The 23,841-nt window shown below is 33.5% G+C and carries 22 protein-coding genes; 9 read left to right on the forward strand and 13 right to left on the reverse strand.

Features of this window, described 5'->3' with window-relative positions:
• Positions 1–9 precede the first annotated feature (9 nt).
• From WFZ85_RS09045 to WFZ85_RS09065, 5 genes are read left to right on the forward strand one after another with little or no spacing between them, the layout of a single operon-like run.
• Positions 10–615 carry a lactate utilization protein B/C gene (locus tag WFZ85_RS09045; protein ID WP_342695969.1) on the forward strand — a complete coding sequence of 202 codons (606 nt, stop codon included), beginning with the start codon at positions 10–12 and terminating at the stop codon, positions 613–615.
• A 1-nt stretch (position 616) separates the two neighbouring features.
• Positions 617–1,420, forward strand: a complete 804-nt coding sequence (locus WFZ85_RS09050) for a phosphatidate cytidylyltransferase (protein ID WP_342695970.1) — start codon at positions 617–619, stop codon at positions 1,418–1,420.
• On the forward strand, positions 1,410–2,063 hold the full coding sequence (locus WFZ85_RS09055; RefSeq protein WP_342695971.1) for a phosphatidylserine decarboxylase family protein: 654 nt from the start codon (positions 1,410–1,412) through the stop codon (positions 2,061–2,063). Before WFZ85_RS09050 ends, WFZ85_RS09055 begins: the two co-directional genes overlap by 11 nt.
• Before the next feature lie 11 nt (positions 2,064–2,074).
• Complete coding sequence (locus WFZ85_RS09060; RefSeq protein ID WP_342695972.1) at positions 2,075–2,350, forward strand: acyl-CoA-binding protein; 276 nt, start codon at positions 2,075–2,077, stop codon at positions 2,348–2,350.
• 2 nt (positions 2,351–2,352) lie between these two features.
• Positions 2,353–3,132 carry a superoxide dismutase gene (locus tag WFZ85_RS09065; protein WP_342695973.1) on the forward strand — a complete coding sequence of 260 codons (780 nt, stop codon included), beginning with the start codon at positions 2,353–2,355 and terminating at the stop codon, positions 3,130–3,132.
• Between the two features lie 65 nt (positions 3,133–3,197).
• Here the strand turns inward: WFZ85_RS09065 and WFZ85_RS09070 are convergent, their stop codons facing one another.
• From WFZ85_RS09070 to WFZ85_RS09110, 9 genes are all read right to left on the reverse strand, one after another.
• A complete protein-coding gene (locus tag WFZ85_RS09070; RefSeq protein ID WP_342695974.1) occupies positions 3,198–5,237 on the reverse strand; it encodes a M13 family metallopeptidase in 2,040 nt (679 codons plus the stop codon).
• Between the two features lie 123 nt (positions 5,238–5,360).
• A complete protein-coding gene (locus WFZ85_RS09075; RefSeq protein ID WP_342695975.1) occupies positions 5,361–6,959 on the reverse strand; it encodes a hypothetical protein in 1,599 nt (532 codons plus the stop codon).
• A gap of 108 nt (positions 6,960–7,067) precedes the next feature.
• Positions 7,068–7,268 (reverse strand): hypothetical protein, encoded by a 201-nt coding sequence (locus WFZ85_RS09080; protein WP_342695976.1) that lies wholly within the window; start codon positions 7,266–7,268, stop codon positions 7,068–7,070.
• 208 nt (positions 7,269–7,476) lie between these two features.
• Positions 7,477–7,671 carry a DUF6132 family protein gene (locus WFZ85_RS09085; RefSeq protein WP_342695977.1) on the reverse strand — a complete coding sequence of 65 codons (195 nt, stop codon included), beginning with the start codon at positions 7,669–7,671 and terminating at the stop codon, positions 7,477–7,479.
• A 1-nt stretch (position 7,672) separates the two neighbouring features.
• Positions 7,673–7,939 (reverse strand): heavy-metal-associated domain-containing protein, encoded by a 267-nt coding sequence (locus WFZ85_RS09090; protein WP_342695978.1) that lies wholly within the window; start codon positions 7,937–7,939, stop codon positions 7,673–7,675.
• Position 7,940: 1 nt separating this feature from the next.
• A complete protein-coding gene (gene trxA, locus WFZ85_RS09095) occupies positions 7,941–8,243 on the reverse strand; it encodes a thioredoxin (RefSeq protein WP_342695979.1) in 303 nt (100 codons plus the stop codon).
• Between the two features lie 205 nt (positions 8,244–8,448).
• On the reverse strand, positions 8,449–9,858 hold the full coding sequence (locus WFZ85_RS09100; RefSeq protein ID WP_342695980.1) for an MBL fold metallo-hydrolase: 1,410 nt from the start codon (positions 9,856–9,858) through the stop codon (positions 8,449–8,451).
• An 87-nt stretch (positions 9,859–9,945) separates the two neighbouring features.
• Positions 9,946–10,746 (reverse strand): sulfite exporter TauE/SafE family protein, encoded by an 801-nt coding sequence (locus WFZ85_RS09105; RefSeq protein ID WP_342695981.1) that lies wholly within the window; start codon positions 10,744–10,746, stop codon positions 9,946–9,948.
• A 58-nt stretch (positions 10,747–10,804) separates the two neighbouring features.
• Positions 10,805–11,440, reverse strand: a complete 636-nt coding sequence (locus WFZ85_RS09110; protein WP_342695982.1) for a Crp/Fnr family transcriptional regulator — start codon at positions 11,438–11,440, stop codon at positions 10,805–10,807.
• A 227-nt stretch (positions 11,441–11,667) separates the two neighbouring features.
• On the opposite strand from WFZ85_RS09110, the gene porX reads away from it, so the two are divergent.
• From porX to WFZ85_RS09130, 4 genes are all read left to right on the forward strand, one after another.
• Entirely contained in the window at positions 11,668–13,251 is a 1,584-nt protein-coding gene (porX, locus tag WFZ85_RS09115; RefSeq protein ID WP_342695983.1) for a T9SS response regulator signal transducer PorX, read from the forward strand.
• A gap of 72 nt (positions 13,252–13,323) precedes the next feature.
• Positions 13,324–13,731: a tRNA (adenosine(37)-N6)-threonylcarbamoyltransferase complex ATPase subunit type 1 TsaE gene (gene tsaE / locus WFZ85_RS09120; protein WP_342695984.1), complete on the forward strand. Its 408-nt coding sequence runs from the start codon at positions 13,324–13,326 to the stop codon at positions 13,729–13,731.
• 173 nt (positions 13,732–13,904) lie between these two features.
• A complete protein-coding gene (locus WFZ85_RS09125) occupies positions 13,905–15,098 on the forward strand; it encodes an alanine dehydrogenase (protein ID WP_342695985.1) in 1,194 nt (397 codons plus the stop codon).
• A 68-nt stretch (positions 15,099–15,166) separates the two neighbouring features.
• On the forward strand, positions 15,167–15,541 hold the full coding sequence (locus WFZ85_RS09130; RefSeq protein WP_342695986.1) for a DUF4258 domain-containing protein: 375 nt from the start codon (positions 15,167–15,169) through the stop codon (positions 15,539–15,541).
• Between the two features lie 75 nt (positions 15,542–15,616).
• Here the strand turns inward: WFZ85_RS09130 and secDF are convergent, their stop codons facing one another.
• The 4 genes from secDF to asnB all read right to left on the reverse strand — a co-directional run bounded on the left by secDF (position 15,617) and on the right by asnB (position 23,651).
• The gene (gene secDF, locus WFZ85_RS09135; protein WP_342695987.1) at positions 15,617–18,586 is read right to left on the reverse strand and encodes a protein translocase subunit SecDF; all 2,970 of its coding nucleotides are present in this window, start codon (positions 18,584–18,586) and stop codon (positions 15,617–15,619) included.
• Between the two features lie 221 nt (positions 18,587–18,807).
• Positions 18,808–19,743, reverse strand: coding sequence for a malate dehydrogenase (mdh, locus tag WFZ85_RS09140; protein WP_342695988.1), 936 nt, complete (start codon positions 19,741–19,743; stop codon positions 18,808–18,810).
• Between the two features lie 33 nt (positions 19,744–19,776).
• A complete protein-coding gene (gyrB, locus tag WFZ85_RS09145) occupies positions 19,777–21,717 on the reverse strand; it encodes a DNA topoisomerase (ATP-hydrolyzing) subunit B (RefSeq protein WP_342695989.1) in 1,941 nt (646 codons plus the stop codon).
• A 257-nt stretch (positions 21,718–21,974) separates the two neighbouring features.
• Positions 21,975–23,651, reverse strand: coding sequence for an asparagine synthase B (gene asnB / locus WFZ85_RS09150; RefSeq protein WP_342695990.1), 1,677 nt, complete (start codon positions 23,649–23,651; stop codon positions 21,975–21,977).
• Positions 23,652–23,841: the final 190 nt, after the last annotated feature.

Below are 23,841 nucleotides of genomic sequence, written 5' to 3' on the forward strand. Positions count from 1 at the left end.
AATTTAAGCATGAGTCTTTTCAGAAAAATTTTTGGCTCGGTTAATGATGCCTCTGACGAAGAAAGTCAAAGCGAATTCAGCAATATTCCATCTAGCTTTTCATTACTTCCAGTAGATGAAAAGTTTACTTATAATTTTAAAAAAAACGGTGGAAAATTTTTATACTGTGAAAATTTAAGTGAAGTAAAAGACCATTTCGAACATATTCTTGAAGAAAATGATTGGTTTGAAAGTGAAGCACTATGCTATGAGCCAAAGCTATATAGTATGCTGGACGAAAATAAAATCAAATATGAAAAACCAGCCAATCCAAAATTTCTTTTTGCTAGTTGTGAAAATTTACTGGCCGATGAAGGTTCTGTACTTTTTTCATCAAACCAAATCAAACAAAATAAACCAAACGATCTACCTACAAACATTGTCATATTAGCTACTACTAGTCAAATTCTTGAGACAAAAAGCGATGGACTAAGAGTTATAAAAAAGAAATATGACAAAGATTATCCTACCAACATTACAACCATAAAATATTTCGAAAAAGCAAAAGATGAGAACTTCCTGCAATATGGAAGTACTGCCAAGAACTTGTATCTATTGCTTTTAGAAGATTTATAGAATGAATACTACCATAACAAGAGCTTTGTCTGGAGCAGTATATGTGCTGCTACTAGTATCAGCCACATTGTACTCTTCTTACAGTTTTTTGTCATTATTTGGTTTGTTACTTATTTTATCAGTAATAGAATTCTGTAAATTAATAAATTTAAAACCTTTATTTCCAGTAGTATTAGCGATTCTTTCATACCTATTATTTAACTTAAATAATACTGTAAAAACTAACGAAATATTACTACTTATTGCGGCGCTATTGGTTTCATTACGATCAATTTTATTTCTTTTTGAAAAAAATAAGAAGCCATTAGATAGCACTTCTAAATATGTTTTTCTTGTAGGATATCTCATTTTGCCAATTATTATTTTCACTAAAATACCTTTTATTGCCAATCATTATTTTCCAAAAGTTATAATCAGTTTTTTATGTATTATTTGGACGAATGATACTTTCGCTTACTTAGTTGGGAAAAGTTTTGGAAAAACGAAATTATTTGAGCGAGTGTCACCAAAAAAAACCATTGAAGGATTTATTGGCGGTGGAATATCGGCTATTTTTGTCGCAGTTTTAGTAGCTAAATTTTACTTAAATGAACCAATTTTTCAATGGATGATTATTGCAATTTTAATTGTCATTTTTGGAACATTGGGTGACTTAATCGAATCGAAATTTAAACGAAATGCTGGCGTAAAAGATAGTGGTGATGTTATGCCTGGACATGGTGGTTTTTTAGACCGACTAGATAGTATTATATTTGCTTCACCATTTATCTATTTATTTTATCAAATTTTATATTATGTTTCATAAAGAAGGCCGAAAAATCATATTAATAGCTACATCTTTAACGGTAATTATTTTTCTCTTATCACATAAATTTGTTTCCGACATTATATGGTTAGAGAAAGGAATACAAATAGTAACATTGGTATTTCTAATTTTGGTTTTACAGTTTTTTAGAAATCCACGCCGAATAACTGCCATCAATGCAAACCACATTATTGCACCAGTTGATGGAAAAATAGTTGTAATTGAGGAAGTTTTTGAAGAAGAATACTTTAAAGATAAACGATTACAAGTATCAATTTTTATGTCTCCATTAAATGTGCATGTTACTCGCTATGCAGCCAGTGGTACCATAAAATTTAGCAAATATCATCCAGGTAAATACTTAGTGGCATGGCATCCAAAAGCGAGTACAGAAAATGAAAGAACAACTGTTGTAATTGAAACAACAGTATTTGGCGAAATTTTATACCGTCAAATTGCTGGAGCTGTTGCTCGCAGAATAGTAAATTATGCCGAAGAAGGCATGCAAGTTGTTCAAGGAGAAGATGCTGGCTTTATTAAGTTTGGTTCACGAGTAGATTTATTTTTACCACTTGGAACAAAAATTAATGTAAATTTGAATGATAAAGCTATCGGTGCAAAAACTATCATAGCTTCAAAATAAAAAAGGTCATAATGTCTGAAAAAGAATTAGAAATTCGTTTTCAAAAAGCTGTTGAAAAAGCGCTAGAAATTCCACAATCGTCTTTACCACAAGATGAGCAACTTCGCTTGTATGCCTATTACAAACAAGCTACATCCGGCACAATTGATTATAACAATTCTTCTAATTTTGATCTGAGAAATGCATTTAAAACAAATGCATGGATGCAGATAAGTCACCTCAGTATTGAAGAAGCTAAGGAGTTGTATATTGAAGCAATCAATGCTATCGTTATAGATAATAAATAAGTATGAAAAAAGTTTTATTGTTGTTTTTCAGTATAACATTTATATTGATTACGCCTTCATGTAAAAGAAAAAAACTAACAGAAGTTGTTGAAGTTCCGCTGCCATCGGCAGAGGAAAAAGTTACGATAGGTCATCCCGACGATGTTAGAGCAGATGAAGGACAATTTTCTTTAGTAGCACTTCCCTACGAATACAATGCACTTTCACCAAGTATTGATGTCTTAACAATGAATGTGCATTATTCTAAACACTATTTAACTTATACCAATAATTTGAATAAAATAATAGCTATCGAACCTACTCTCGTAGATTTAAGTATTGAAGAAATTCTCAAAAAATGTGATGGAACAAATGTCGATTTAAAAAATAATGCTGGCGGATACTACAATCATGGGTTATTTTTTGAAGGAATGGCGCCAAAAGCTGGTGGACAACCCAAAGATACCTTAGCCACAATAATCGATAGAGATTTTGGTGGTTTTGAAGTTTTTAAAAATCAATTTATAGATGCAGCTGAGAAGCAATTTGGTTCAGGCTGGGCTTGGTTAGTTTTAGACAAAACAGGAAAATTAGTAGTAACAAGTACTCCAAATCAAGACAACCCTTTGATGCCAAAACAAACTATTTCAGGAACACCTCTTTTGTGTTTAGATGTTTGGGAACACGCTTACTATTTAGATTATCAATACAAACGAAAAAAATACATCGAAGCTTTCTTTAAAATCATTAATTGGAAAAAAGTTTCTGAACGCTATGAAGAAGCAATAACGATTAAAAAATAAAAAAGTAAAATCCCAAATTCCAAAAAAACAATTTAGAATTTGGGATTTCTTTTACTAGGTTATTATCACCAGATAACTACTCTTTCGTTATCTGACCTTCTCATTTTACTTCCAGGTTGTATGTTGAAAGCTTTAAAAAAATCAGGGTTGTTTGCTAAAGGACCGTTAATTCTATACTTTGCTGGTGCATGAACATCAGTTAATAATTGTTGTGCCAAAGACTCAGGTTTAATATTCACCATCCAAGCATAGCCATAGGCCAAAAAGAATCGTTGTTCAGGACTTAAACCACTAATTTTTTCTCTATTTTTATATTGAGCTGATTTTTTGAATGCTTCAAAACCCATAACTAAACCGCCCAAATCGGCTATGTTTTCTCCCTGAGTGGCATCTCCATTTACAAATTTACCAGGCAATGCTTCATATTTAGAATATTGGTCAACAATTCTTTTTGTTTTTTCTTTGAATTTTTTTAAGTCTTCTGCTGTCCACCAATTGTTTAAGTTTCCTTTTTCATCATATTGACTTCCTTGATCATCGAAACCGTGTGTGATTTCGTGGCCAAAAGTTGAACCACCAATAATACCATACAAAACAGCATCATCGGGCATTCTGCCTTCAAAACCTGGTACTAAAATGTTACAAGCAGGAACACATATTTCATTATTACTCGGATTATAGTAAGCATTGTAGGTTTGTGGATACATAGCCCATTCTGTTCTATCAACAGATTTTCCATATTTAGAAATCATATCAGTGATCGCCCATTTATTAGTAGATTTTACATTCTCTAAAAATGTATTTCTGTTAATAGTAATGCTGCTTAAATCTTTCCATTTATCGGGATAACCTACTTTCATTACAATTTTACTTAACTTAAATAGCGCTTTTTTCTTGGTTTCTTCGCTCATCCAGTCTAATTTTTTTATACGCTCTGCATAAACCGTTCTGATATTATTACCTATTTCGAGCAGCTTTTCTTTTGAACCTTTTGGCAAGTACTCTTTCACATAAACTTGTCCAATTAATTCCCCTAGCGAACCATCTGTTTGTTCTACAATTCTTTTCCACCGTGGTTTTTGCTCTTTTACACCACTCATCACCGTAGAATAAAAATAGAAATTTTGTTTTTCAAAAGCGGCATTCAAATAAGAAGCATACGAATTCACTAAATCCCATTCTAAATACGTTTTCCAATCGTCAATAGAATAACTTGTAACCATTTGATGCAATGCTTTGTAAAATTCGGGTTGACCAACAATTACAGTATCTACTTTTTTAATTCCGATAGTTTCGGTCATTAATTTCCAGTCCACATTTGGTGTGGCTTTATTCAAATCACCAATACTCATTTTATTGTAATTCTTTATCGGATCACGCAAAGCTTCTAATTTACGCGAATTCTTTGCCAATTCAGTTTCCAATTTCATTATAGAAACAGCTTTGCTTTTTGCTACTTCTTTTGAATTTCCCATTAACTCAGATATGGCCTGAAGATGCTTCACATATTCATTTCTTATGTTTACTGTTTCTTTATCGGTATTAAAATAATAATCGCGATTGCCCATTCCTAAACCGCCTTGACTAAGAAAAACAGCGTATTTGGCACTATTTTTATCATCTTGACTAACGTACAGTGAAAAAGCAGGATTAGCACCAATGGTATGCAGATAACCAATAGCAGCCAATAACGACGGAACATCTTTTATTGCTTTGATCTTATCTAAATCTTGTTTTAATGGGGATAAACCTAGTTTTTCAATTGTAATTGTGTCCATGCCAGAAGCATAAAAATCTCCAATTTTTTGTTCGTTACTTCCTTTTACTGCATCGGTTTTTGCCGCCGACTTTTCACATATTTGTTTAATTTGAGAATTGATGGTATCTCCTATCGTTCTGAAAATCCCATTACTTCTTTCACTTGCCGGAATAGGATTTCTTTTGAACCAACCACCATTGGCATACATAAAAAAATCGTCACCTGGATTAATTGTTGTATCTCTGTTGCTCACTAGCGGATCTTCAAATTGAATGTCTTTTTTGTTACAACTGCTAAATAGTATAGCAGTAACTGCAACGATTGAAAGTATAGACTTATATGTCATATTGAGTTTGTTTTTATGAGTTTTAAAAAATTAAAAAATGTTTTCAAATGTAGCTAATCTGAAGAGAATAAAAAAAGCTTCCTAATAAATGAAGCTTTTTACAAAATTAAAAACTTTGAACAACTACTTTACTATCACTTTTTGGGAAACATAGAATTTATTATCAAAAATAAAGGTGATAATCACCGTTTGGTTCGAAATACCTTCTAAATCGAAACTCATTTCATTATCTCCTTGATTAGTATCAGATATTTCACCTTCTGAGATAATTTTACCGTCTAATGAAGAAACAAAATAATCGATATTGGTATTATAACCCATTTTAAAATTGATTTTAACCTTATCATTTTGCGTAGGATTTGGTGAAACAATCATTGAAAATGGATTTTTGCCGTTAATTTCATAAATCCCTAAAGGTTGATTTTTAATGAGTTTTACTTCATAAATAGTTGAGTTTGCTGATGTAGTAGCTGTTTGATTATTCGAAAACGGATTAGGTGTTGTGCTTACTATTCCTCCAACAATGTGGCCGATAACAAACTCTGAAGGCGCTATTTCATCCAGTTTAATTACGTCATTAGAAAATCGCGGCAATGACCTATTCAGAATAAACTCTGCACTTGCACCTTTTAGTGAAGGCATCGTTTCTGGCATTTGGTATTCTTGTAAAGAGCCGTCAGCAAAACGTGTTGTCCTGCTGATTGTATTTACAAAAGGTACATTATTATCTTGAACAAATGTAGAACCATTGTAATAGTACTGGCTAATTCCTCCAAAAAACAAATTATGCATTCTATTGTTTGAAGCATCATACAATGAAGCTTTAGCACTGTGATAATTACTCAAATATTGATTAAAATTTGTTTGCGGAATATATCCTGATGCTTTAATGTCCACAGGATATAGGAAGGGTTGATTTACATTAATTTGAAAAACTCCAGAAGCAATAGTATAACCTAATTCACCGTTTGGAAAAACCTGCGGCAATAAATTGTAATCTCTTCTATGCAAATGAACCGCATCGGTAATAGCTTCATAATTTATAATGCTCAATTGATTTCCAGAATTGTCTATTTGAAATTTTCTAATTTGATTAGTATATGCTTGCGTAAACGTTGGATTATTCATTGGATTATACCTTCCATCAAAACGATGTCCACCTACCAAATAAAAAGTAGTGCCAATTTTTCCTAATTGACCACCAGTTACAGCAAAATTTTCGTTAACCATCTGTTTAAAATTATCTGCAATTGAAGTTCCATTGATAACAGCATTTATTAATCCAGGCACATTAACAGCAGTCATTTTATTAAAAGTAATATGATCGCTTGCAGAAGCTGAAAAAGCATAACCTCCAATTAAATATAAAGTAGCATCATCCTGATAAAAATTCACATTTGTGGCTTGCATTTGCTCACTGATAGCAGTTGGTAATGAATTAATTGATGTTGACCAAAACTGGTTTGCTGCAATATCAACTACATAAATAGTAGTATTATTACTTGCCGCTGGAAATGCATTAAAAGGTTGGCGAGCGTGAATTCCATCTACTCTTCCACCTATAATTAGCCATTTTCCATTGTACTGTGCAAAAGTAAAAGAATGAATTCCGGGAAAATTTGGAACTATTACCGGATTCAATTGTAATTGATAATCAAAAGTAGATTGTGAAAAAATAAGCCAAGAAAAGGACAAAAGGCAAAAGGTGAAAAGTGATTTCATTTCTATAATTTTTATCAAAGCTACTCTTTATTAATCAGCATTTTTGTAACCTATGTTACATAAAAAAAGCGTCCCAAATTGGGACGCTTTAAATTGATAAAATAAAAATTACGCTTTTTTATCTTCCATTTTTTTTGCAGAACAACAACCTGCTTTTTTCTCAGTACTACACTCTTTTTTCTCTTCTGATGCAGTAGCTTTTTCAGTTTTAGCCTTTTTCTTTTTTTGCTTCGGTTCAGTTGTATTAGCGTTTGCATTTAAAGCAAACATTAGTGCTACAGCTGCAAAAGTGGAAACTAATTTTTTCATATTTTATAGATTTATTGGTTAATAATATTTATGCTTATCAAATGTACAGAATTATAATTCTAAAAAACAATTGTTTGTCTTAATTATGACTTAAACTTCATGAGCATTAAACGGCACTCAATTTGCCATGCCAACATGGTATTTCACTTTGCTTAATTAGGCTAACAAGCACAATCAAATTTGGAATAACGTTCGTTCCATACTTGTTTCATGATTTTGACTTTGGCAAAAAAATAGTAAACAGCAAACCGCCCATCAAACTTCCATAAAAAGTGCTATTTAATGGCTTTGAAGTTATAGCACACGTTCCGCGGACACAACCTACAAAATGATAATAAGCATAACCTAAAATTGCGCCTATTAAAACTCCAAGTATTGTAATAATAAATGCTTTTTTGGTCATATTATATTGGTTCACTCATTCTGCCAATGGCGCAATTCAAATATGACATAGCTTTTTTTGTCAACGAATTGTTGCCTTTTTCTGGATAACCTAATTCGTTTAATTTGGCAATAATCGTTTCTTTATCAACATTGCCTGTCACAAAAATAGTGTCAATTTCTTTATCAATTGAAACATCAGCTACATCTGCGATTTTTAATAATGCCGATTTTATGCTGTTCATACAACCTCCACATTTTATATTTTCAACTTCAAATTCCAGTTTCATTTTAATTTGTTTTAGCTAAAATTACATTTACTATTTGCTCTTTAGACAATACTCCTGATTGTCGCCATAGCTGTTTACCATTTTGAAATAACATCATTGTAGGCACACCTCTAACTTGATAACTTGAGGCAATTTCTTGATTTTTATCGACATCTATTTTGATAATAGAAACACGCTCGCCTAAACTATCTTTCACCTCTTTCAGAATAGGTGCCAAAGATTGACATGGTCCACACCACGTGGCGAAAAAATCAACTAAAACGGGCTTATCTGAATTGACTATTTTTTGAAAAGTAGCATTCATATCTAGTTCTTTTTATCATATTTAACAGTACAGCAATTCGATCCACAACCCATATCAAAAATGGACTGAAAAAGAAAGAAAATTCCAAAAATCACAAAAAACCATTCGTGCGTTTGATAGGCATTATAAAACAAAAATAGGGCCAAACTCAACCTCAAAAAACGCATAAAATGCCAGTTGTTAAATAGTAACTCTTTCATTATAATTATTTTAGGGTAGATGGACAAACGTAGGCTGTTTTCTTAATTCCGGTATTTTTTATGGCAGCATAGCCACCTTTTACATCTATTAAATTGTGAAATCCACGCGCTTTAAGGATTGACGCAGCAATAACAGAACGATATCCACCAGCACAATGAATGTAAAAATTCTCTTCTTTTGGAAATTCGGCTAAATGGTCATTTAAAAAATCTAATGGCGATGAAATTGCCTTTTCAATATGTTCCGATTGGAATTCGCCTGGTTTTCTTACATCAAAAATTTTAATTGCTGAATCAGCCATTTTTGCTTCTAATTCGGTAGCTGTAATACTGGAAATCGTGTCATATTCTAATCCAGATTTTTTCCAAGCTTCAAAACCGCCATCCAAATATCCCAAAGTTGCGTCATAACCTACTCGAGACAATCGTGTTATCGTCTCCTTTTCGCGACCTTCGGGAGTTACTAATAATATTGGTTGTTGGTAATCTAAAATTAAGGCACCAACCCATGGCGCAAACTGTCCGTCAATCCCAATAAAGATAGATTTTGGAATATGCCCTTTTGAATAATCATCTTGGTGACGAACATCTAAAATCAGAGCATCTGTTTCGTTAGCAATAAATTCGAAAGTCTTGGCATCATAAGCTTTTGCTTCTGAGATTATTGTTTCAACATTCTCGTATCCTTCTTTATTTAACTTTACATTCATAGGGAAATAAGCTGGTGGTGGCAATAAACCATCGGTAACTTCCTTGATAAATTCTTCTCGTGTCATATCAGCACGAAGCGCATAATTGGTTAATTTTTGGTCGCCAATACTTCCAACAGTTTCTTTGCTTAAATTTTTTCCACAAGCACTTCCAGCACCATGAGCAGGATATACAATAACATCGTCTGCTAGTGTCATCACCTTGCTACGCAAACTGTCAAATAAAATTCCAGCTAATTGTTCTTGCGTCATATCAGCAGCTTTTTGAGCTAAATCAGGACGACCAACGTCACCTAAGAACAATGTATCGCCACTAAAAAGAGCATGGTCTTTTCCGTTTTTATCTTTTAATAAATAACAGGAACTTTCCATAGTGTGTCCTGGTGTGTGCAAACAAGTGATAGTAATTTCTCCTAAATGAAACACTTCGCCATCTTTGGCAATATGAGCTTCAAAACTTGGATTTGCATTTGGGCCAAAAATAATTGGTGCACCAGTTTTTTCAGATAATGTTACATGTCCAGAAACAAAATCGGCATGAAAATGGGTTTCAAAAATGTATTTTATTTTGCCACCGTTAGCCGAAGCTTTATCAATATAAGGTTGCACTTCACGGAGCGGATCAATAATGGCAACTTCTCCATTGCTTTCAATATAGTAAGCACCTTGTGCTAAACATCCTGTATATATTTGTTCGATTTTCATATTTATAAAATTTTGTTTTGTAAAATTAATTTGATTGAATGAATTGAAAGGTAACTTTTGTTACAATTTAACATTATTAATAAAATATCAAATCAGTAACTCCTTAATAATAATGTAAATTCCCATGGCAAGTACAAACCAACCGAAGGCTTTTTTGAGTTTTGCGCCCTCGATTTTTTTTGACAAAAAACCGCCAATAAAAACCCCAAGAATAGAAAAAGCGGAAAATGTTAGCATTAAATTCCAATCTAAATTTTGCTCAGGGCGAATGTCTCCCAGAAAACCAATTAAAGATTGAACCGAAACAATAAAAAGCGATGTGCCAACTGCAATTTTCATAGGAGTTTTAGCCATAAATAATAAGGCTGGAATAATTAAAAAACCACCACCAGCACCAACAAATCCAGCAACTAGACCGATAAAAAGTCCTTGAAAAAAAATACTGATGTAGTTTACAACAGTATCACCATCTCCTATTTTTTCACTTACTGGTTTAATCATTCTAACTGATGCTGCAATCATTACTAAGGCAAAAACCACCATAATTAAAACTGACTTACTTAAAGTAAACCACGAGGCAGAAAAAATGATGTCGGGAATAGTAGGTACAATTAATTTCCGGGTCAGAAAAACTGCCAAAATTGTAGGTAGTCCAAATAAAACCACTTTTTTGAAATCAACTAATTTCTGTTTCGCTTTTTGAATTCCACCAATTAATGCCGTCGTTCCTACCACAAATAAGGAATAAGCTGTTGCTAGAACGGGTTCTACAGCCATTACATACACTAAAATAGGAACGGATAAAATAGAACCACCGCTACCAATCAATCCTAATGTAATACCAACAAAAACAGCCAAAATATAACCAATGATGAGTGAGGATTGCATTTTAATAATTTAGTTAAACAAAGGTCGCATAGTTTTAGAATGATTACTGTAACTATTGTTACTTTCCTTTCAACAATTCAATAGAAGCTCGATTTAAACGAATTACTCCATCTTTTTCTAATGCTTTTAATAGTCTAGAAATAACAACTCTTGAGGTGTGTAAATCATAGGCAATTTCTTGATGGGTATTATGGATTTCTTTAGAATTATTAATTTTTGCTTTGTCATGAAGATAATGCAACAAGCGTTCATCCATGTTCATAAATGCCAAACTATCTATTGCAGAAAGCATTTCTTTTAGCCTATTGTTGTAACTATTGAAAACATAATTACGCCACGATTTGTATTTACCTAACCATTCTTCCATATTGGCAACAGGAATCATTACAACCTGACCTTTGGTTTCGGCTACAGCTCTAATTTCGCTTTTTGTATCTCCCAAACAACAGGCCATAGTCATGGCACAAGTGTCGCCTTTTTCAATAAAATATAACAGTAATTCCCCTTCATCAAAATCTTCCCTTAAAATTTTAATGGCGCCAGAAATGAGTAATGGCATTTTTTTGATGTAATCGCCAAAATCGATTAAAACATCACCTTCATTAAAATCCCTTACTAATGAAACCTGAGCAATTTCATCCATAAGCTTTTCTTCAAAAATGAAGCCATACGTATCTTTAAGGAGTTGTTTCATAAAATGCTGTTTATAGAGTAAAATTCGTCTAAAAAAATTAAAAAAAAAGACATTTTCAATATCATTTTCATAAAAATCAAAAATAACCAAATGATGAACCCATTTACATGAAAAAAAAAATCAATCCAGCAGTAGTGCTTTTAATATTCAAAAATGAAATCCATTTTATAATAATTTTAATACTACTACGTTAATTAAATAGTAATTTGCACCAAATAATTAATAATATGGATACAATCAAAATACTTTGGGTTGATGATGAGATTGATTTGCTTAAACCGCACATCTTGTTTTTAGAAAAGAAAAATTATAAAGTTACTACATATAATAATGGTCGCGATGCTATTGAAGCTTATGAAGATGGCAATTTTGACATTGTTTTTCTTGACGAAAATATGCCAGGAATGAGCGGATTAGAAACGCTACAAGAAATGAAAGAAAAAAAATCTTCAACACCTGTAATAATGATTACTAAAAGTGAGGAAGAATATATCATGGAGGAAGCTATTGGTTCCAAAATTGCCGATTATTTAATTAAGCCTGTCAACCCAAATCAGATATTATTAAGTTTGAAAAAAAACTTAGACCATTCAAGATTGATATCTGAAAAGACTACTCTCGATTATCAGAAAGAGTTTCGGAAAATCGCAATGGATATGACCACAGTCAAAACTTATGAAGACTGGGTTGAGTTGTATAAAAAATTACTTTTTTGGGAACTAGAATTAGAAAATATCAATGATCAAAGCATGATTGAAATTCTAGAAAGTCAAAAAGTCGAAGCCAATGTTCAGTTTGGAAAATTTATAGAGCGTAATTATGAAAATTGGTTTCTTCCATCGACTGATACCCGAGGTAAAACCGAACAGAGCGAAGCTAAACCAATACAATCTCATACACTTTTCAGAGAGTTGGTTGTTCCCGAATTAGTAAAAAAAGATAAACCAGTACTATTTGTTGTTATTGATAATTTGCGTTATGATCAATGGAAAGCGATGGAAAATGTTGTCGGCAATTATTACAAGTTAGAAAAAGAAATACCCTATTTTGCTAGTTTACCAACGGCAACACAATATGCTAGAAACTCCATTTTTTCCGGATTAACGCCGCTCGAAATGGAAAAGCAATTTCCTCAATACTGGAAAAATGATATTGAAGAAGGTGGAAAAAATTTATATGAAGCCGAATTTTTAACCGCTCATTTAAAAAGACTTGGCTTGAATATTAAACAAGATTATTTTAAGATTACTAATTTAACCAGTGGTAAAAAACTAGCCGATAATTTTAAAGGATTAAAAGACAATGATTTAGTTACTGTTGTTTATAATTTTGTAGATATGCTTTCTCATGCTAAAACTGAAATGGATGTAGTGAAAGAATTGGCTTCCGATGATAAAGCGTATCGCTCTTTGACATTGAGTTGGTTCAAAAATTCTCCACTTTTAGAAATAATTCAACAAGGTCAGAAACTTGGTTTTAAATTAATTATTACTACCGACCACGGCACTATTAATGTAAAAAATCCTTCAAAAGTGATAGGCGACAAAAACACTAGTTTGAATTTGCGCTATAAAACGGGTAGAAGTTTAACTTATGAAGAAAAAGAAGTTTATGCTGTAAAAGACCCGAAGAAAATTGGTTTGCCTAATATTAACATGAGTAGTTCATATATTTTTGCAAAAAAAGACTACTTTCTGGCTTACGTTAATAATTACAATCACTACGTGAGTTACTATCGAAACACGTATCAACATGGTGGAATTTCTTTAGAAGAAATGATAGTACCTTTTTTAGTTTTTAATCCAAAATAAAAAAGTTTTCAGTTTTTAGTCGCAGTTAGCAGAAAAATTGAAATTGAATAGTGAGAATGAATACTACTTAATATGGAAATTATTTTCTCAATAAACGAAATACAAGACGTTGCAAAAAAAATTATAAGTGAAAATCCACATAAAATAGTCCTTTTCCATGGTACGATGGGCGCTGGAAAAACAACCTTAATCAAAGCCTTATCAAAGGAACTAGGTGTAAAAAATGCAACAAGTAGCCCTACGTTTTCATTAATAAATGAATACAAAATAGAAAACAGTAACTTTGTTTACCATTTTGATGTTTACCGTTTAAAATCAGAAACAGAAGCATTGGATATGGGCATTGATGACTATTTGTATTCAGGGAATTGGTGTTTTATAGAATGGGCTGAAAAAATTCCAAATCTCATACCCGATAAATATTCTTCAATTTATTTGTCAATAACAGCAGATGGAAAAAGACATTTAAGAATGACATAGCAATTACAATGGCAATCAAAATGGTAATAACAATTACAATGATAAATGAAATCAAAAATGTAAGTGATTATTGAAATTGAACTTGATTTTTCACATTGCAATTGAGCTTGATTTTTGAAGTTGACATTGTAATTAATTTTTTAGTAATTTAGAGCAAAATTCAGCAACCTATTATGTCATTAACTCCTTTCACTAAGCAACAACTTTTACCTCAAGAGGAAAAACTAGAAATTTATCGTCATAAAAGTGAACTTTTTATAGGAATTCCCAAAGAAACCTCTTACCAAGAAAGACGTATATGTTTAACTCCAGATGCAGTGAATTCGCTAACTTCTCATGGACATAAAGTAATGATTGAAGCTGGCGCTGGATTAAGTTCTAGTTATACTGACAAAGAGTTTAGTGATGCTGGAGCCAGTATAACAAATGACACCAAGAAAGTTTTAAGTTGTCCCATAATTCTGAAAGTAGAACCGCTGACAATGGAAGAAATTGCTTTAATCAATCAGAATACTATTGTTATTTCCGCAATACAATTAAAAACAAGAAAAAAAGAGTACTTCGAAGCCTTAACAAAAAAGAAAGTAACTGCACTTGCTTTTGAATATATTAAAGATGAAGACGGTTCTTATCCAGCAGTAAAGTCGTTAAGCGAAATTGCCGGAACAGCATCTGTATTGATTGCAGCCGAATTAATGATTAACAATCAATTTGGAAAAGGATTACTACTTGGAAACATTACTGGTGTTCCACCGACAGATGTTGTAATTCTTGGCGCAGGAACTGTAGGCGAATTTGCAGCAAAAACCGCTTTAGGTTTGGGCGCAAGTGTTAAGGTTTTTGATAATTCGATAACTAAATTACGTCGCTTACAAAATAATTTAAATCAAAGAATATTTACTTCTACTATTCAACCAAAGTCTTTACTAAAGGCATTACGACGATGTGATGTTGCCATTGGTGCCATGCGAGGTAAAGACCGCTGTCCTGTAGTAGTCACTGAAACTATGGTGGAACACATGAAAAAAGGTGCTGTCATTGTAGATGTAAGCATTGATACCGGTGGTTGTTTTGAAACTTCGGAAGTAACTACTCATGAATGTCCTACCTTTATTAAAAATAATGTTGTTCATTATTGCGTTCCAAATATTCCATCTCGTTACTCAAAAACGGCATCGCTTTCTATTAGTAATATTATTACTCCTTACTTGTTGCAAATCGCTGAAGATGGTGGCATTGAAAGTGCCATTCGCTGCAATAAAGGATTGAAAAATGGGGTTTATTTGTATCACGGAATTTTAACAAATAAAGCAATTGGTGATTGGTTCAACTTGCCCAATAACGACATCAACCTGATCGTATTTTAAATAAATTGCTGTTAACCATTTATTGATCATACAACATTGACTACTTTTGCAAAAAAAAGTTTTCAATTATGAAATTATACCAACGTTTTGCTTATTATTTCGTCGGATTAGCGATGGGCATTTTCTTTGTTTCGTTAGTTTTAAGTGGAAAAGATACACGATGCAATTATTTCCCAAATGCAAGAGTTTTAAATGACTTACGAAACAAACCTTTTTACTACGACACTATTGCATCAGTTCAAATTAGCAAAAGAATTGCCGATACTTTAGACATCAAAAATATTTTAACTCATGGTGATGTTGACTTTGATAAAAGCAACAAACCCTATGAAAGTGGAAAATTATATATAATTAACGGTAAAAACAAAAAGAATGAAGCAATCATTTTAGAAGTTATTAATTATTCTGATCGAGCTGTTTTAAAAAATATCATTAAAAAATAATTGAACTCTATTATAGTAAACAAAAAGGGTTGTCTGTTACTAGACAACCCTTTTATTTTATGTAACTAACAACAATTAGCTATTATGTCTTTTTTCAATTTCGTCAATATCACTCTTTTTAATTGTATCAACTAAAATAGGAGTAGCGATAAATAATGATGAGTAAGTACCGATGAATATACCAACAAGCATTGCAAAAATAAATCCTCTGATTGACTCACCACCAAAGATGAACATGATTAACAATACAATAATCATAGTTAACGACGTATTGATTGTTCTTGAAAGCGTTGTATTTACTGATGAATTTACTACATCTTTAAATGTGCCTTTAACATTTCCTGCTAAGAATTCACGAACCCTGTCAAATACAATTACAGTATCATTCATCGAGTAACCAATAACTGTAAGTATCGCAGCAATGAAATGTTGGTCCATTTCCATATGGAAAGGCATGTACTTGTATAGCAACGAATAAATTCCTAGTACAAAAATAACGTCATGGAAAACAGCGGCGATCGCACCAAGGGAATATTGCCATTTACGGAACGATATTACTAGATACAAACCAACCACGAGCATAGCACCTAAAACAGCCCAGAACGAATTGGTTTTGATATCAGCAGAAATTGCAGCACCCACTTTTGAAGCTTGTAAGACACCTACTGTTTTTCCGTCATAAGTATTAATGAATTTTTCACGAGTGACATCGGCACCGTAATATTTCTTTAAACTATTATATAATTTATCGTTAACTTCTTTATCGACTTCTGCGCCATCTTCCTTAATTTTATATTTAGTGGTAATCTTTAATTGATCTTCATCACCAAATACTTTTGCTTCAACAGTCGTACCGAACTCAGCTGACAACTCACTAGAAACTTGTGATGGTTCCACTGGTTTCTCAAATTTAATTTGGAACGTTCTTCCACCGACAAAATCAACACCTTCATCTAATCCGTTGAAGTAAAAAGAAACACAACTTACCACAACTACAGCAGTGGAGAACAAATAAGACCACTTTTTAACTCCAATGAAATCGAAATGGAAACCTGTGAACCAATTTTTTGTTAATGGTGTCGTAAAACTTAAACTTCTGTTTTTTGCAATATCTTGGTCAATAAAAATTCTAGCGATAAAAATTGAAGTGAACAAAGAAGTGAAGATACCTATTAATAAAGTTGTTGCAAAACCTTGAATTGGTCCGGTTCCAAAAATAAATAAAATAGCACCTGTTAAAACGTGAGTAACATTGGCATCAATGATAGAACGCATGGCACCTTTCCACCCATAAGATGCTTCAACAGCCTCGGACAGGGTTTTACCGTCACGCAATTCTTCTTTGGCTCTTTCGTAAATAATGATGTTTGCATCAACTGCCGTACCTAATGTTAAAACAATACCTGCAATACCTGGTAACGTTAAAACAGCACCTAAACTGGCTAATATTCCAAATAGGAAAAGTAAATTTACAAGTAAAGCTACGTTTGCATACCAACCTGCTCTTCCATAGTAGAAAACCATCCACAAACATACTAATAGAAAACCAACAATTGCTGAAGTAGTTCCAGCATCGATTGCTTTTTGACCCAAAGATGGTCCAACAACTTCGGATTGAACGATTTCCGCAGCAGCAGGTAATTTCCCGGCTCTTAAAACATTCGCTAAATCTTTGGTTTCGGTAACATCAAAATTTCCAGAAATTTCAGATCTTCCGCCAGCGATAGGTCCAGAAGTAACTCCTGGTGCAGAATATACTACATCGTCAAGCGCAATAGCAATAAAACTTTTTTGTGAAAAAGCTCTTCCTGTTAACTCTTCCCAAACTCTTGCACCAGCGCCATTCATTTGCATTGAAACCGCTGGTTTTCCCATTTGATCAAAAGTATCTCTAGCGTCAACGATAACTCCTCCACTTAGTGGTGCAACATCGTCTCTGTTTCCTTTTAATGCATATAAATCAACAGTTTCTGTTTCTTTCTTGGTCTTTTCATCAACAGTAACAGTTCCTTTACCCCAAACAAATTTTGCATAACGCTTATCTGCTGGTAACAAGGCACGAATCTCTTGTCTTTTTAAATAGCTGTTAATCGTAGCAGTATCCTTTGATAATGCGATTAGTAAAACTGGTCCACCACCTTGAGAAACAAATTTGTCAAACAACGGATTGTTTCCTTTTTTCGCCGCAGTAGAATCTTTATCTTTATCAGTTAATAATTTACTGATTGAATCTGCTGGTTTAGTTTCAACAATTTTTTCTTCGGTTTTAACCGTTGCTTTTAAAGCTTCGTTGGCAGAACCTAAAAAGCCCATAAACTCTTCTGCTTTGTAGGTTTCCCAAAATTCTAATTCTGCTTTGCTTGACACTAATCTTTTGATACGGTCAACGTCTTTTGCTCCAGGTAATTCTATTAAAATTCTACCTGTTTGCCCTAATTTAGCAATATTTGGCTGTGTAACACCAAATTTATCTATACGACTTCTCAATACGCCAAAAGCTGATTCAACAGACTCGTCAACTTTTTTAGCCAAGACTTTTTTCACTTGGTCGTCTGTCATATTGAAGTCTATTTCTCCTTGAAGATTTCTGTTCGCAAAAATATCAGGTGAAGCTAATTTAGTAGTTCCTTTGATGGCATCAAATGCTTCGAAAAAAGCGTCAAGGTAAGACTGATTTCCTCTTTGTATTGTTTTAGCATCTTCAAGCGCTTTGTTAAAAACAGGGTTTTTAGAATTGTTAGACAATCCTTTTAAAACATCTTTTACAGAAATTTGAAGAATTACGTTAATTCCGCCTTCAAGGTCAAGACCTTTATTGATTTGTTTGTCTTTTACTTCATTAAAAGTAAAATCGGTAAAACCCAAACTAAACACTTTTTCTTTACCTATTGAGTCAAGATATTTGATTTCTTTCTCAGGATTATTTCCCGCAAAAGTTTTAGCATCAGTTTTTACTTTGTTAGCCACAAATGTGAAAGAAAGTTGGTAGATACTTACCAAAGCAAATAAAATTGCGAAAAATTTAACTAGTCCTTTATTCTGCATTATCAGTAAAATTTAATTAATTCCGAGTTTTTGGTTACAATATTTTAATTGAAAATAATTGAAATTCAATTTGTTATCTAATGATGAAACGAAATGGCAGTAGCCCATTTTTTTTCAAACGTGCAAATATATAATTATAGATATGATTAACCAATATTTTCTTGATTTATATCAAAAAAAAGACTGCTAAAAGCAGTCTCTTTACTAATAATATCCAATAATTATCCTAAATGAGATTTTAAATCGGCATTCATGGCTCTAACAGCATCGGCACTTTTATCGAACAAGGCTTTTTCGGCATCGTTTAATTGAATGGAAACAATTTCTTCCAAACCGTTTTTGCCAATGATACATGGAACACCAATACAAATATCGTTTTGTCCATATTCGCCTTCTAAAAATACAGAACACGCAATCATTTTCTTTTGATCGTTCAAAATACTGTCTACCAAATATGCCACAGAAGCACCTGGAGCATACCATGCAGAAGTTCCTAGTAATCCTGTTAAAGTTGCACCACCAACCATAGTATCAGCTGCTACTTTTTCTAGTTGTTCTTGAGATAAAAACTCAGCAACTGGAATTCCATTGTAGGAAGCCAAACGTGTTAAAGGTATCATTGTAGTATCACCGTGTCCACCAATAACCATGGCAGAAACATCATTAGCAGGTTTACCCAATGCTTTTGATAAATAATATCTAAAACGAGAACTATCTAAAGCACCACCCATTCCGATGACTCTGTTTTTTGGTAAACCCAACGATTTAAAAGTAAGGTAAGTCATGGTATCCATAGGATTGGATACAATTACAAAAATGGCATTTGGAGAATGTTGTAACAAATTTTCCGCTACTGATTTTACAATTCCGGCGTTGATACCTATCAATTCCTCACGTGTCATTCCTGGTTTTCTTGGAATACCTGAAGTGATTACTACCACATTACTATTGGCTGTTTTAGAATAATCATTTGTAACTCCGGTGATTTGCGTATTAAAACCAGTATTGGTGGCACACTGCATCAAATCCATTGCTTTTCCTTCAGCAAAGCCTTCTTTGATATCTAATATTACTACTTCACTGGCAATTCCTCTATAAGAGATAACATCTGCGCAAGAAGCTCCAACGTTTCCTGCTCCAACTATTGTAACTTTCATTTTTAAATATGTTTTGTTGTTTGTTTTTATTTTTTACGCATCAATATTAGCATATACTGCATTTTTTTCAATGAATTCTCTTCGTGGTGGCACTTCATCACCCATCAGCATTGAAAAAACTCGGTCGGCTTCGGCTAAACTATCAATAGTAACTTTTCGCAAAGTTCTGTAGTTTGGGTCCATGGTTGTTTCCCATAATTGCTCCGCGTTCATTTCTCCTAAACCTTTATAACGTTGTATGGCCGCACTTCCGCCCATTCTCTCGTTGGCTGCATCGCGCTGGTCATCATTCCAAGCGTATTCTTTTTTATTACCTTTTTTAACTAAATATAATGGTGGTGCCGCGATGTAAACATGGCCACCTTCAATTAGTTCGCGCATAAAACGGAAGAAAAAAGTCAAAATTAAAGTTGAAATATGACTACCATCAACATCGGCATCACACATTATAATTACTTTATGGTAACGTAATTTTTCGATGTTCAAGGCTTTGGAGTCTTCTTCTGTTCCGATGGTCACTCCGAGCGCTGTGAATATATTTCGAATTTCTTCGTTTTCGAACACTTTATGATGCATTGCTTTCTCCACGTTCAAAATCTTACCTCTCAAAGGCATAATAGCTTGAAAGTTTCTATCACGACCTTGTTTTGCAGTTCCTCCAGCCGAATCTCCCTCTACAAGATATACTTCACATTTTGCTGGATCTTGTTCTGAACAATCGGATAATTTTCCAGGTAATCCACCGCCACCAAGAACGGTTTTGCGCTGTACCATTTCACGTGCTTTCTTTGCAGCATGACGTGCTTGTGCAGCCAAAATTACTTTTTGCACAATGATTCGAGCATCATTTGGATTTTCTTCCAAATAATTTTCGAGCATTTCTGCCACCGCTTGCGAAACTGGAGAAACTACCTCTCTATTTCCTAATTTAGTTTTAGTTTGGCCTTCAAATTGTGGTTCTTGAACTTTTACCGAAATAATAGCAGTTAATCCTTCACGAAAATCATCCCCAGAAATTTCAAATTTCAGTTTTTCTAATAAACCAGAAGCATCGGCATATTTTTTCAACGTGCGGGTTAATCCCATTCGAAAACCTTGCAAATGCGTTCCACCTTCGTGCGTATTGATATTATTTACATAAGAAAAAATATTCTCGGCATAACTTTCATTATAAATTAATGCAACCTCAACTGGAATTTCTCCTTTTTCATGTTCCATGCTGATGACATGGCTAATGATTGGAATACGGTTTCCATCAAGAAAACGAACGAATTCTTTCAGACCTTCTTTTGAATGAAAAATTTCGCCTTCAAAATCACCGTTTTCTTTAGTATGTCTTCTATCAGTAAGCGTTATAGTAATACCTTTATTCAAAAATGAAAGCTCACGCATACGCCCAGCTAAAGTATCATAAGAATACTCTAAAGTCTGTGTGAAAATAGTAGCGTCAGGTTTGAACGTTACGGTTGTACCTCTTTTGTCTGTTTCGCCTATTTGCTTGACAGGATACATCGACTTTCCTCTTTCGTATTCTTGCTCATATATTTTACCATCGCGGTAAACCGTAGCACGCAAATGATCAGAAAGCGCATTTACACAGGAAACTCCAACGCCATGCAAACCTCCAGAAACTTTATAGGAGTCTTTATCAAATTTTCCTCCAGCTCCAATTTTAGTCATAACTACCTCCAAAGCCGACACACCTTCTTTTTTGTGCATATCAACAGGAATTCCACGACCATTATCTTCAACGGTTACTGAATTGTCTTCATTAATAATTACGCTAATCGTATCACAATGTCCAGCCAATGCCTCATCGATGGAGTTATCTACAACTTCATAAACTAAATGATGCAAACCTCTAACTCCAGTATCTCCAATATACATGGAAGGACGCATTCTAACATGCTCCATTCCCTCTAATGCCTGAATACTATCGGCTGAATAACTATTCTTTTTAATCTCGTCGCTCATATTATTTTAGGGTAAAAAATCTATTTTTGTCTAACACGCAAATATATAAAAACGCATATCATTTCCTATTTAAAAAGGATGTTAAAACCTTTAAGTTATTAACATTTTACGATGGATTTAAACAAAAAAACGCTCGTCAAAAATGACAAGCGTTTCAAATCTGAAACCTCCAAAGTTTCGGAACAGATTAAACAAACAAATAAAACTATATTGCAAACACAAATCGTAATACTTGGTTCTATTATTTACACTTTTTTTTATGCTTTAACATAGGCATCATCATGCACATTGGCCACTGCCCTACCCGATGGGTCATTCATGTTTTTAAACGCCTCATCCCATTCTAATGCAATTTTGGTACTACAAGCCACACTCGCTTCTTGTGGCACACACAACGCTGCAGCATCGCTAGGAAAATGTTCGTTAAAAATCGAACGGTAATAATATTCTTCTTTGGATGTTGGCGTTTGTAGCGGGAATTTATATTTGGCATTGGCCAATTGTTCATCCGAAATTTCAACCGCAACGGTAGCTTTCAAGGTGTCAATCCAACTGTAACCTACACCATCACTGAATTGCTCTTTTTGTCTCCAAGCCACACTTTCGGGAAGCATGTCTTCAAACGCTTTGCGCAAAACCCATTTTTCCATTGGGTGCTCTTTGGTAATCATTTTATCTTTTGGATTAATGCGCATGGCAACATCCATAAATTCTTTGTCTAAGAACGGTACACGACCTTCAATTCCCCAAGCTGCCAAACTTTTATTGGCACGCAAACAATCGTACATGTGTAACTTGCTCAATTTCCGAACGGTTTCTTCATGGAACTCTTTAGCGTTTGGTGCTTTATGAAAATACAAATAACCGCCAAACAATTCATCTGAACCTTCTCCCGAAAGCACCATTTTTATTCCCATTGATTTAATGACTCTTGCCATTAACCACATTGGAGTAGATGCTCTTATCGTGGTAACATCATAGGTTTCTAGATTGTAAATTACGTCACGAATAGCATCTAATCCTTCTTGGATAGTAAATTTAATTTCGTGATGAATGGTTCCAATATAATCCGCTACAACTTGAGCTGCAGCTAAATCGGGCGAACCTTCTAAGCCAACAGCAAACGAGTGCAATTGTGGATACCAAGCTTCTTGTGTGTCATCTGATTCAATTCTTTTTTGAGCATATTTTTTGGCAATAGCCGAAGTTATAGAAGAATCTAATCCTCCCGAAAGCAACACGCCATAAGGTACATCACTCATCAACTGACGGTGAACTGCCGCTTCTAAAGCAACTTTTATATCATTGATATTCGTTTCATTGTCTTTTACCGCTTCGTAGTCTGTCCATTCTCTTTTATACCATTGCACAAATTCGCCATCTTTACTCGACATATAATGTCCTGGAGGAAATAATTGAATTTTGGTACAATAGCCTTCCAATGCTTTCAATTCGGAAGCTACATAAAACGTTCCGTGTTGATCCCAACCAATGTATAACGGAATAATTCCCATGTGGTCTCGAGCCACAAAATACTCGTCTTTATCCACATCATAAATGGCAAATCCGAAAATACCATTCATTTCGTCAATAAAATCAACTCCTTTTTCTTTGTATAATGCTAGGATAACTTCACAATCACTTTCGGTTTGGAATTTATATTTCCCGTCAAATTGTTTGCGCAAGTCTCTGTGATTGTATATTTCGCCATTGGCAGCCAAGACTAATTTTCCGTCCTGACTAAACAAAGGTTGTTTCCCAGAAGCTGGATCGACAATCGCTAATCTTTCGTGAGCCATGATGGCTTTATCGTTACTGAAAATTCCACTCCAATCTGGTCCGCGATGACGGATGATTTTGGACATTTCCAATACTTTTGGTCTTAGTGTTTCTGTTTTTTGCTTTAAATCAAAGGCGCATACAATTCCGCACATATTTTTTATATTTTAATTCGTTTGTGGAAGCAAAAATGATATAATACTATCAATACTTAAACGTAAAAATTATAATTAGTTATAATTTATAACTTAATTAAACAATTAGATATAAATATGAAAGTATAATAATTAAAATTGGTTGTTTTCGGTTTAATATTTTTATTGAAAGGATTTTGTAAATAGAGAG

It is taken from the genome of Flavobacterium aureirubrum, from assembly GCF_038739835.1.
GTDB lineage: Bacteria > Bacteroidota > Bacteroidia > Flavobacteriales > Flavobacteriaceae > Flavobacterium > Flavobacterium aureirubrum.

Excerpts from the sequence above, each read along its gene's own strand:
- WFZ85_RS09045 (WP_342695969.1), top strand. The coding sequence starts at position 10 with ATGAGTCTTTTCAGAAAAATTTTTGGCTCGGTTAATGATGCCTCTGAC.
- WFZ85_RS09050 (WP_342695970.1), top strand. The coding sequence starts at position 617 with ATGAATACTACCATAACAAGAGCTTTGTCTGGAGCAGTATATGTGCTG.
- WFZ85_RS09055 (WP_342695971.1), top strand. The coding sequence starts at position 1,410 with ATGTTTCATAAAGAAGGCCGAAAAATCATATTAATAGCTACATCTTTA.
- WFZ85_RS09060 (WP_342695972.1), top strand. The coding sequence starts at position 2,075 with ATGTCTGAAAAAGAATTAGAAATTCGTTTTCAAAAAGCTGTTGAAAAA.
- WFZ85_RS09065 (WP_342695973.1), top strand. The coding sequence starts at position 2,353 with ATGAAAAAAGTTTTATTGTTGTTTTTCAGTATAACATTTATATTGATT.
- WFZ85_RS09070 (WP_342695974.1), bottom strand. The coding sequence starts at position 5,237 with ATGACATATAAGTCTATACTTTCAATCGTTGCAGTTACTGCTATACTA.
- WFZ85_RS09075 (WP_342695975.1), bottom strand. The coding sequence starts at position 6,959 with ATGAAATCACTTTTCACCTTTTGCCTTTTGTCCTTTTCTTGGCTTATT.
- WFZ85_RS09080 (WP_342695976.1), bottom strand. The coding sequence starts at position 7,268 with ATGAAAAAATTAGTTTCCACTTTTGCAGCTGTAGCACTAATGTTTGCT.
- WFZ85_RS09085 (WP_342695977.1), bottom strand. The coding sequence starts at position 7,671 with ATGACCAAAAAAGCATTTATTATTACAATACTTGGAGTTTTAATAGGC.
- WFZ85_RS09090 (WP_342695978.1), bottom strand. The coding sequence starts at position 7,939 with ATGAAACTGGAATTTGAAGTTGAAAATATAAAATGTGGAGGTTGTATG.
- trxA (WP_342695979.1), bottom strand. The coding sequence starts at position 8,243 with ATGAATGCTACTTTTCAAAAAATAGTCAATTCAGATAAGCCCGTTTTA.
- WFZ85_RS09100 (WP_342695980.1), bottom strand. The coding sequence starts at position 9,858 with ATGAAAATCGAACAAATATATACAGGATGTTTAGCACAAGGTGCTTAC.
- WFZ85_RS09105 (WP_342695981.1), bottom strand. The coding sequence starts at position 10,746 with ATGCAATCCTCACTCATCATTGGTTATATTTTGGCTGTTTTTGTTGGT.
- WFZ85_RS09110 (WP_342695982.1), bottom strand. The coding sequence starts at position 11,440 with ATGAAACAACTCCTTAAAGATACGTATGGCTTCATTTTTGAAGAAAAG.
- porX (WP_342695983.1), top strand. The coding sequence starts at position 11,668 with ATGGATACAATCAAAATACTTTGGGTTGATGATGAGATTGATTTGCTT.
- tsaE (WP_342695984.1), top strand. The coding sequence starts at position 13,324 with ATGGAAATTATTTTCTCAATAAACGAAATACAAGACGTTGCAAAAAAA.
- WFZ85_RS09125 (WP_342695985.1), top strand. The coding sequence starts at position 13,905 with ATGTCATTAACTCCTTTCACTAAGCAACAACTTTTACCTCAAGAGGAA.
- WFZ85_RS09130 (WP_342695986.1), top strand. The coding sequence starts at position 15,167 with ATGAAATTATACCAACGTTTTGCTTATTATTTCGTCGGATTAGCGATG.
- secDF (WP_342695987.1), bottom strand. The coding sequence starts at position 18,586 with ATGCAGAATAAAGGACTAGTTAAATTTTTCGCAATTTTATTTGCTTTG.
- mdh (WP_342695988.1), bottom strand. The coding sequence starts at position 19,743 with ATGAAAGTTACAATAGTTGGAGCAGGAAACGTTGGAGCTTCTTGCGCA.
- gyrB (WP_342695989.1), bottom strand. The coding sequence starts at position 21,717 with ATGAGCGACGAGATTAAAAAGAATAGTTATTCAGCCGATAGTATTCAG.
- asnB (WP_342695990.1), bottom strand. The coding sequence starts at position 23,651 with ATGTGCGGAATTGTATGCGCCTTTGATTTAAAGCAAAAAACAGAAACA.